General features: G+C 71.8%; 9 protein-coding genes. 1 reads left to right on the top strand and 8 read right to left on the bottom strand.

The genetic code is table 11. From position 1 onward, the window contains the following. From VFZ20_RS21915 to VFZ20_RS21905, 3 genes are all read right to left on the bottom strand, one after another. Nucleotides 1–1,232, bottom strand: a 1,232-nt coding sequence (locus VFZ20_RS21915; RefSeq protein WP_329686082.1) for a PAS domain S-box protein, incomplete at its 3' end; no start/stop codon positions are given. A gap of 544 nt (nucleotides 1,233–1,776) precedes the next feature. Further along, the gene (locus tag VFZ20_RS21910; protein ID WP_329686081.1) at nucleotides 1,777–3,966 is read right to left on the bottom strand and encodes a glutamine synthetase III; all 2,190 of its coding nucleotides are present in this window, start codon (nucleotides 3,964–3,966) and stop codon (nucleotides 1,777–1,779) included. An 87-nt stretch (nucleotides 3,967–4,053) separates the two neighbouring features. Further along, a complete protein-coding gene (locus VFZ20_RS21905) occupies nucleotides 4,054–4,545 on the bottom strand; it encodes an Lrp/AsnC family transcriptional regulator (RefSeq protein ID WP_329686080.1) in 492 nt (163 codons plus the stop codon). A gap of 359 nt (nucleotides 4,546–4,904) precedes the next feature. Here VFZ20_RS21905 and VFZ20_RS21900 point away from each other — a divergent pair, with 359 nt between their 5' ends. Beyond that, nucleotides 4,905–5,081, top strand: coding sequence for a hypothetical protein (locus VFZ20_RS21900; protein ID WP_329686079.1), 177 nt, complete (start codon nucleotides 4,905–4,907; stop codon nucleotides 5,079–5,081). Nucleotides 5,082–5,167: 86 nt separating this feature from the next. On the opposite strand, the gene VFZ20_RS21895 is transcribed toward VFZ20_RS21900, so the two are convergent. The 5 genes from VFZ20_RS21895 to VFZ20_RS21875 all read right to left on the bottom strand — a co-directional run. After that, nucleotides 5,168–5,998: a helix-turn-helix transcriptional regulator gene (locus VFZ20_RS21895; protein ID WP_329686078.1), complete on the bottom strand. Its 831-nt coding sequence runs from the start codon at nucleotides 5,996–5,998 to the stop codon at nucleotides 5,168–5,170. A gap of 89 nt (nucleotides 5,999–6,087) precedes the next feature. Beyond that, entirely contained in the window at nucleotides 6,088–6,948 is an 861-nt protein-coding gene (locus VFZ20_RS21890; protein ID WP_329686077.1) for a helix-turn-helix transcriptional regulator, read from the bottom strand. A gap of 31 nt (nucleotides 6,949–6,979) precedes the next feature. Beyond that, nucleotides 6,980–7,933: a helix-turn-helix transcriptional regulator gene (locus tag VFZ20_RS21885; protein WP_329686076.1), complete on the bottom strand. Its 954-nt coding sequence runs from the start codon at nucleotides 7,931–7,933 to the stop codon at nucleotides 6,980–6,982. A gap of 66 nt (nucleotides 7,934–7,999) precedes the next feature. Continuing rightward, nucleotides 8,000–9,007 carry an asparaginase gene (locus VFZ20_RS21880; protein ID WP_329686075.1) on the bottom strand — a complete coding sequence of 336 codons (1,008 nt, stop codon included), beginning with the start codon at nucleotides 9,005–9,007 and terminating at the stop codon, nucleotides 8,000–8,002. Next, nucleotides 9,000–9,634, bottom strand: a 635-nt coding sequence (locus VFZ20_RS21875) for an SDR family NAD(P)-dependent oxidoreductase (protein WP_329686074.1), incomplete at its 5' end; no start/stop codon positions are given. The genes VFZ20_RS21875 and VFZ20_RS21880, both read right to left, overlap by 8 nt.

The following is a 9,634-nucleotide window of genomic DNA, read 5'->3' as shown; positions in this document are numbered from 1 at the left end:
GCCTCGGCCGCCTTGCGCTCGCTGATGTCGCGGGCCGTGGATAGCACCCGGTCCGTGCCGCCGATGCTCACCCGCTGCAGGGCCACCTCCAGCCAGGTGGGCTCGCCCTCCGCGCGGGGGATGGGCCATTCGAACACGCGGCGGGCGCCCGCGGCGGCCGCGCGCAGGTGGCGGTGCACGTCGTCGATGGAATACGGCGGCTCGCCGGCCGGGAGCACCGACAGCCCGCCGGCCAGCAGCGCCTCGCGGCTCATGCCGTGCAGCTGGCAGGCGCGGCCGTTCACGTCCAGGATGGCGCCCGTTTCCACGTCGTGGACGTAGATGGCGTCGTTGGACGCGTCGAAGATGGCGCGGTAGCTGGCCTCGGAGGTTTCCAGCACCTCGGCCGCGCGGCGGGCGTCGCTCACGTCCTGGTGAACGATGATCACCTCGCGGATCTCGCCGCCGTCGTCGCGCACGGGGCACAGGAACGCCTGGATCCACTTGCCGCGCCCCGGCTCCAGGTCGTCCGTCTCCGACACGGCGCCGGGGTCGAAGAGCGTGGCCGGGAGCTGCACCGCCTCGCCGTTGAAGCCGCGGTCGATGAGTTCCCGCACCTCTTCCAGCTGGGGATCCGTGCGCGGGTTGAAGTCGCGCACGGCCTCCTCCGTGAGGCCAAAGAGCGCCTGCCAGGCGCGGTTCCCCTGCAGGGCACGCCCGTCCGGCGAAAAGATCTGGATGGAGAGGGGAAACTGCTCGAACACGGCGCGAAAGCGGGTTTCCGAGCGCCGCAGCGCCTCCTCGGCCACGCGCTGGCCGCGCTCCGCCGCGCGGCGCCCGGTCACGTCACGAAAGCTCCACACGCGCCCCACCACCCGGCCGTCCACCCGCTGCGGCAGGGACACGCGCTCCACCACCCGACCGTCCACGAAGCGCAGGATGTCCGTCGCCTCGCGCTCAGGGTCCGCAGCGATCTCGGCCACGCGCGCCGCGAACGCCTCCGGGGCCTCCACCTGCGCCAGCACGGGGTCCAGCCGCACCCGCGCGCCCGGCGCCATCAGCGCGTCGGGAAGGGCCCACATCCGCGCGAATCGCTGGTTGGCGAACACCAGCCGCCCCTCCAGGTCCACGATGCAAAGGCCGTCGGCGGTGGATTCCAGGGCGGAGCGCAGCACGGCCAGCGCGTGCTCGGGCGTGCCGGCCGGGCCGGGGGCGTGGGTCTCGGTCGAGGGGAGGGCGGAGTCGATCGACATCGGATCTTCCGGACTGCGGGACGGGCGCGCGAAGGACGGGGCGGGACGCGGCAGGCACACACGGGAGACGTGGCCGCCGTGCTCTAGAATAACGCCACGCCGCGGCCCCCGCACGGGGATTCTGTCCGTTCCCGGAACGGTGGATCACGCAGCCGCGTCCCGGTCCAGCCGGAGCGATTGAAATCGCCGCTGGAACGGCACGAAGTCCGCCTGCGCGGACTGCCCCAGCGAGGGTCCGACAACGTGCACCGGGGCATCCCTCCGGAGCAGGTGAAGCCCCGCCGGGCGACGCGAAGCGTCGTCAGGGCGGGGCTTTCCGCTGTCGTAGCGGCGGCTTTAGCCGCTCCGGCCGGGAGCCGATCCGCATCGCTCGATCCCGATCCGGATCCCCGCCGATGGCCTCCGCCGCGACGGGCTTCGCATCCGCGCATCCGAATCTGCCGATCCCCATCCGCCGATCATCGGTCGTCCACGCACGAAGGGCCGCCCCCCAGCAGGGAGGCGGCCCTTCGCGCGTCATCCATCCACCGATCGCGCCGGCGGCCTACTTCACGAACAGCATGTCGCGGTAGGTGGGCAGCGGCCAGTAGTCGTCGGGGACAACCTTTTCCAGCTTGTCGGCCGCGGCGCGGACGGCCAGCATGGCCGGGATCACGTTGTCGCGCACGTGGAACGCCTTGCTGTGCACGTCCTCGCCGCCCAGCTCGGCGTTCTGCGCCACCAGCGTGTCCAGCGCGTCGCGCAGCGCGTCCACCAGCCCGCTCACCTGCTCCACCGTGCGCGTGACGCCCGTGGCCGCCACGCCCAGCGAGCGCGTGCGGTCCGCCGCGGCCACAAGGTCGTTCAGGTAGCGCACGGCCGCCGGCAGGATCATGGTGGACGCCACGTCGGCCGTGGTCTCGCCCTCGATGTTCACCGTCTTGAAGTACTGCTCCAGGGCGATCTCGTGCCGGCTCTCCAGCTCGCGGTGGCTGAGCACGCCGTACTTCTCGAACAGGCCCAGGTTCTTGTCCTGGTGCATCTGCTCCAGCGCGTCCAGCGTGGTGCGCAGGTTGAGCAGCCCGCGGCGCTCCGCCTCGTGGTGCCACTCCTCGCTGTAGCCGTCGCCGTTGAAGACGATGCGCTTGACCCGGCGGATCTCGGTGGCCACGAGCGTGCGCAGGGCCTCCTCGAAGTCCTTCCCGCCGGCCAGCTCGGCCTCCAGCGCCGTCGTGAGCTCGTCCAGCGACTCGGCCATGATGGTGTTGAGCACCGTGGCCGGCCAGCTCACGGACTGCGACGAGCCCAGGGCGCGGAACTCGAACTTGTTGCCCGTAAAGGCGAACGGGCTGGTGCGGTTGCGGTCGCCCGCGGCCTGCGGCAGGTGCGGAAGCACGGAGGTGCCCAGCCCCAGCAGCCCCTCGCCCTTGGACGACGTGGCCGCGCCCGTGCTCTCGATCTGCTCGAACACGTCCGTCAGCTGGTCGCCCAGGAACACGGAGATGATGGCCGGCGGCGCCTCGTTGGCCCCCAGGCGGTGGTCGTTGCCCGCGAAGGCCACGGCGCTGCGCAGCAGGTCCTGGTGCCGCTCCACGGCCCGCAGCACGGCCGTGCAGAAGAAGATGAACTGCATGTTGTCGTGCGGCGTGGCGCCCGGCTCCAGCAGGTTCTGCGACTCCGTCCCCAGCGACCAGTTGAGGTGCTTGCCGCTGCCGTTGACGCCCGCGAACGGCTTTTCGTGCAGCAGCGCGGCCAGGCCGTAGCGGGGCGCCACCTTGCGCAGCGTGATCATCATCAGCTGCTGGTGGTCGGCCGCCAGGTTGGCGTTCTCGTAGATGGGCGCCATCTCGAACTGCCCCGGCGCCACCTCGTTGTGCCGCGTCTTGACGGGCACGCCCAGCTTGTACAGCTCGCGCTCCACTTCCATCATGAACGCCAGCACGCGGTCCGGGATGCTGCCGAAGTAGTGGTCCTCCAGCTCCTGCCCGCGGGGCGGCTTGGCGCCAAAGAGCGTGCGGCCCGTCGTCACCAGGTCCGGGCGGCGGTAGTAGAACTCCTCGTCGATGAGGAAGAACTCCTGCTCCGGGCCGCAGGTGGCCGTCACGCGGCCCTCCGTGTTGCCGAAGAGCGTAAGCGCCCGCCGGGCCTGCGCGTCCAGCGCCGACATGGAGCGCAGCAGCGGGATCTTGGTGTCGAGCGAGTCACCCGTCCACGACGCAAAGGCGGTCGGGATCGAGAGGTAGCACCCGGCCGGCGTGTCGACGATGAACGCGGGCGACGAAGGGTCCCACGCCGTGTAGCCGCGCGCCTCGAAGGTGCTGCGCAGGCCGCCGGACGGGAACGACGAGGCATCGGGCTCGCCCTGGATGAGCTCCTTGCCGTTGAACTCGGCCACGGCGCCGCCGCCCCGGTTGGGCGTGATGAAGCTGTCGTGCTTCTCGGCCGTGCTGCCCGTGAGGGGCTGGAACCAGTGCGTGTAGTGGCTGGCGCCCTTTTCCAGCGCCCACTCCTTCATGGCCAGGGCCACCAGGTCGGCCACGGACGGGTCCAGGGGCTCGCCGTGCTCGATGGTGCGCACGATGGCCTTGTACGCCTGCTTGGGCAGGCGCGCCCGCATCTCGGCCAGGCCAAAGGTGCGCGAGCCAAAGATGCTCTCGATGTCCATGGGCTGGGCGGCGGCCGCCCCGTTGCGCGAATCCGCGTCCCATCCCCGGGCCGCGGCCAGGGTGTCGAAGCGGGCGGTAGTCCTGGGCATGTCTCCCTCTGCAAATGGGGTTGAAAAGTCTCCGTTCCCGTCCCGCCTTGAAGCCGCTCCGGGGTGCGGGGCCCCGTTCGTTCCCGTCTATGCCCGCGCGTCCGGCTGGGCGCGCGGGCCCAGCGCCAGGGCGCTGGTTTCCTTGATGGTGGAAAGCACGATGCTCGTCGTGGTCCACTGCACGCCCGGCCAGGCCTGGATCTCGGCCAGCAGCGCCTCGAGCGTGGAGGTGCTGTCCGTGCGGATCTTGAGCAGGTGGCTGCCCTGGCCCGTCACGCTGTGGCACTCCATGACCTCGGGGTGGTCCTTGACCCGCTGCCGGAACTCCGGGTAAAAGCTGGACCCGTTGATGCCCACGAAGATGAAGGCCGTGACGTCGCGCCCCACGCGGCGGGGGTCCACCAGCACCGTGAAGTGCCGGATGATGCCGCGCTCCTCCAGCTTGCGCAGCCGCTCGCCCACGGCGGGCGACGACAGCCCCACGGCCTGCGCCAGGTCGTGCTGCGACGTGCGTCCGGCCTCCTGCAGCATCTCGAGGAGGCGGATGTCGATCTCATCCAGGCGGCTCGGTCCCGTCACCTTATTTTCTTAAGCCAGAGTGCGCTTCAGCCAAATTTTCGCAAAGGATAATGCGTCTGCGCTGGCTATGCAAGAGTCGTGTCCAAAGTTGTTGCGCGGGCGGGAGACGGCAGATGGGCGGGAGCGAGCGGAGCCGGGATCGCGCCGATAGCGGCCCGCCCCTCCCCCGGCCCCTCCCCGCTCGTTCCTCGCGGAGAGGGGAGAACTGCATGCCGGTCCATTCCTTATCGGCGGACGAGGACTGCACGCAGATCGCGAAACCTGTAAATTCGGGGTCTGGCACATCCGACGGGTGAACTCCATGCTCGGCCTGTTCGTGCCCACGCTCACCACTCCACTGGAGCTACTCGGAGGGAGCAATGAAGGAATCGCCTGATCCGACCCTGGATCACATCCGCCAGGTGCGGCACCAAATCTCGGCCGAGTTCAATCACGATCCCCACAAGCTCGTGGAGCACTACATGCGGCTCCAGGAGCGGCATGCGGACCGGCTCGTCCGCCCCGCGCAGCCGGTACGATCGGAATCAGCAGCCTGACGGCCGTCCATTGCGGCGGATGAAAGACGGCGCCCCCGCGGAGCATGGCTCCGCGGGGGCGCTGTTCGTCTTCGGGCGATCGCGTCTCAGCCGGCGGATTCCGGGTCGTCGTCGGGGCGGGGGGCGCGGCGGGCCAGCCAGCCGGTCGCGAGAAAGTACAGGGGGATGATCCACGACAGCGCGAGCAGCCCCCAGCCCTTGGCGAGCGCCGCCGCGCCGGCCACCAGCGCCGCGATGACGATCGCCGCGCGCAGCGAGCCGGCAAAGTGCCCGTGCTCGCGGTCCAGCCACCGCGCCGCGCGGATGCCGCCCAGCACCACGACGACGGCCGCGATCGGCTTCCACGCGTCGCGATCCACGCCAAGGGCCTCCAGGGCCGTGAACGCGGCCAGCACCCCGGCCGCCGACGCGATCCAGGCGAAGCGACGGAACCGCCGCGAGCGCGGCTCGATGCGCCCGCGGGGCCGCAGCAGACCGCGCACGCCGGCGCGCGCCGGGAGCGTGGCGACCGCGGGCATGGCCCCCGTCAGCGCCCGCACGCGTTCGCATTCCGCGCACGACGCGCGATGCGTCCGCAGCTCGTCGCGCACGGCGTCCGCCTCGGAGGCGGAGCGGTCCGCGCGAAGGGCCAGCCGCTCGCGATGGCCCACGATCCACGTGCACGGCGCCGCGCCGGCCTGGACGAGGGCGCGGTCCGCCGCCGTCGTCTCCACGTGCCAGCGCATCCACCGGCGATGCCGGTCCGCCGGGCGCAGCGTGCCCGCTTCCCACGCGGCCACCTCCACGGGCAGCACGCCCAGCGCCTCCGCGGCCTGCTCCCGCGTCCACCCGCACGCCTCGCGCGCGGCCCGCACCGCGTCCGCGGCGGACCGCGACCGCGCGGACGGGCCGGCTACGAGCGCTTCTTGGTCGGACATCAATCGGAGTCGCGGGAACTGCGGTGCGGGTTCAGGAACGTGCGGGACGTCGCGTCGGCCGGGTCAGGCGCAGCAGGCCGCGGGGTGCTTCACGGCGAAGGCACCGGGTCACGCTCGTCGAACTCCCCCTCGATCGTGTAGTACCCGGAGATGAGGATCCCGGGCACGGTGCCAAGGGCCATGACGAAAAGCCACATCCAGGGCGCGACCGCGAACTCCTGGCCAAAGTCGCTCCAGATGAACGCGGTTGGAAGCACGATGGCCGCCGCGCAGACCTGTCCCATCAATCGTGGATAACGCCGCCCCAACGGCCGAAACAGCCGCACCACCAGCGCGCTCCAGCACCCGAACAGCATCCCCCACCGCGCCCCGGGGCCGGGATAGCTCCAGCTCTTGGACGGATTCGCGAGCAGCTCGAGCAGGTGCCAAAGGGCTCCCGTTCCGGCAGCGAACGTGAGCGCGGACGCCAGCTTCACGGGAACCCGCAGCCAGGTTGGCAAGCGCTCCACGACGCGCGCCGCGCGCTCGAACCACCCTCTCACGCCGCGAGCGGGGGGCGGAAGAGGCGCGGACCGCGCATCCGGATCGTACGCGGTCTGGCAGATGTCGCATGTCTTCCGGTGCTCGGCCATGGCGCGTTCGGCGCGGCTGGCGAGACTGGCGCTGGTCTGCCGATACAGGTTCAGCCGGTCGCGGTGCCTCGTCATCCACCCGCAGCCGGACGGCGGCCGGTGCGCCTGCTCGTGCAGCGTCCACGCGATCTTCCACCGGACGACCTCCGCTTCGTGCGGACGAAGGCGGATGGTCCCGGACTCCCACGCCGCCACCTCCACCGGCAGCGCGCCCGCCGCGTCCGCGAGCTGGTCGCGCGACCACCCCGCGGCCTCCCGCGCGCGCACGATCTCGTCCGGATCCGCGAAGCGAGCAGCATCGCCGGGGGTCTTCGTCAATGGTTTGAGCATGGATTCAGCTTCGGTCCGATCAGCGTCCCTGCTCCGCGGCAGGACTGTGCTCCGCCCGCGCCCATCCGCGGGAGACGTCGTCCCGAAGCGGCCCCTCGGTAAGGACCGGGGACGCGGAGGGCGCCACCGCCGGCTCGCCGCGCGGGTCCGCGACGCCCTCCGCGTCCCGCCGCAGGCCATCCACAAGCCCGAGCACCACGGCGAGGAACGCGCACACGGCCAGCACCGGCACGCTGAACGGGTCCGCGTCGGGGTGCCGCAGCGTCCACGTGACCATCCCCACCCCCGCGCCGACGACGCCCGCCAGCAGCCCGCCCACGTACGGATGGTTCCGCAGCGGCCGCTTGGTGAACCGATGCGTCAGGGAAAGCGCCAGCAGACCCGCCAGGCTCTCCACCCACAGCTCGCCCGGCGAAGGCATCCCCGGAAAGAAGCGGTCCTGCATCACCAGCATGAGCATCAAGAGGAGGAACGGACCCGTCTCCTTGATCCCCGCGTGAAGAAGGTGGAACTCGCGGGGAATGGCATCCACCCCGTATCCCAGGTGCCCGACGGAACGCTCCGGTTCGGGCGCGGATGCCGGCGCGAGCGCCCGCTGCGCGCGCCCCTCTTCCCGCACCTCCCGGCAAACGGGACAGCCCTCCAGGTGCGCACGTACCTGGGGATTGGATTCCGCCTCCCGCGGCTCGTACCACAGCAGCTCGTGCAGGCCGGGCACGTGCTCGTCCGCCCACGCGCAGGACAGCATCCACCGCGGCGACGGCGACGGCGCGGACCTCCGCAGCCGGTCCACGGCCGCCAGCTCGCGCAGCCGCACGGCCTGGGCGGGCGGCACGCGCACCGTCCCCGCCTCCCACGCGGCCACTTCCAGCGGCGTGGCCCAGGTCGCGTCCGCCATCTGCTCCAGCGTCCACCCGTGCCGCTCGCGGAGTGCGCGGACGGCGGCGGGATCGGGATGCCTGCGAAGGATCATGCCTGCATTCCTGCCGGAAGGGTTCCGCGGATCGGCGCGCGCGGACGCACGAAGACGGGCCGCGGCTCAGTGCTCGTAGCGCCCGGCCTCGACGACGGTGCGGATGGCCTCCCCGTCGTCACCGTGCAGGCCCAGGGCCAGCATGAGCTCGATGCGCGCCTGCTGCCCCGTCATGTGGTCCGCGAAGATGGCGCCCATCTCGCGCAGCTCGTGGCCGCCGCCGGGGTAGGCGTACGCGTCCAGCACGCGCCCCCGCAGCGACCGCGACGTGATGACGATGGGCCGCCCCGCGTCCGCCCACGCGCGCACGCCGGGGACCACAGCCACGGGCACGTTGCCCCGCCCCAGCGCCTCCAGCACGATGCCCCGCGCGCCGCTGGCCAGCGAGCACTCCACCAGCCGCGCGTCCATCCCGGCCACGATCTTCACCAGGTCCACGGGGGTGACGGGCGCCGGGGGCGAGAGCACGGGCTTGCGGCGCGACTCGCGGTAGAAGAGCGCCCTGCCGTGGTCCACCACGCCCAGCGGCCCCCAGTTGGGCGAGTCGAAGGTGCCCGCCTTTTCCGTGTGCGTCTTGACCACCTCGGCGCCCTGCACGATCTGCTCGTCCATCACCACCATCGTGCCGCGCCCCCGCGCCTCGGGCGAGGCGGCCACCTCGATGGCCGCCATCAGGTTCAGCGGCCCGTCCCACGACAGCTCCGACGCGTTGCGCATGGCCCCCGTGATCACCACGGGCGGACCGGGCGGAAGCGAGCGGTCCAGCAGGTACGCCGTCTCCTCGATGGTGTCCGTGCCGTGCGTGACCACGACACCGGTAAAGCCCTCCGCCAGCGCGCCCTGGATGGCGGACCGCAGCTCCCACATCCGCTCCAGCGTCATGTGCGGGCCCGGAAAGCGGCCAAACTCGCGGACCTCGACCGCGGCAACCTCGTCCACGCCGGGGATGGCGTCCAGGATCTCGCGCCCCGTAAGCCGGGGGACGGCGCCGCCCAGGGCGCGGTCCACCTGCATGCTGATGGTGCCGCCCGTGGCCAGCAGCAGGATGCGCGGCCGATTGCCGTCCTCAGCCACAGAGCACGCTCCCGCCGTTCACGTTCAGGATCTCGCCCGTGACGTGCCGCGCCAGGGCCGAGCACAGGAAGACGATGGGCCCCGCCACGTCGTCCGCGCTGGCGACGCGGCCCAGGGGGATGGCGGCCTCGATGCGCGCGCGGCCCTCGGCCAGGGGCTTTTCCACCATCTCCGTGTCGATCCACCCCGGCGCCACGCAGTTCACCGTCACGTCGCGCTCGGCCAGCTCCACGGCCACGGACTTGGTAAAGGAGATGATGGCCCCCTTGGACGCCGCGTAGTCCGCGTGGTACGCCTCGCCCCGCTGCCCCGCCGTGGACGAGACGATGACGATGCGCCCGCCGTTGCTCACGAAGCGCGCGGCCAGCCGCACCGTGGTGAAGACGGAGGTGAGGTTGGCGGTCATCGTGCGCTCCCACTGGCCGTCCGTCATCCCCGCCACGGCCACCTCGTCGGGGATCCAGATGCCCGCGTTGGCCACGAACAGGTCCACGCCGCCCAGCTCCACCAGGCACCGCTCGAAGAGCATCTCCGCGCCCCAGGGCGTGGCGATGTCGCTGGCCTGGGCAAAGGCGCGCACGCCCAGCGCCCGGGCCGCGTCCACGACGGACTCGGCGTCCGCGTGGC

Origin of the sequence: Longimicrobium sp., assembly GCF_036280135.1 — a bacterium.
Lineage (GTDB): Bacteria > Gemmatimonadota > Gemmatimonadetes > Longimicrobiales > Longimicrobiaceae > Longimicrobium.
The sequence above is the reverse complement of the archived record's forward strand: the minus strand, read 5'-3'. Positions and strand labels throughout refer to the sequence as shown.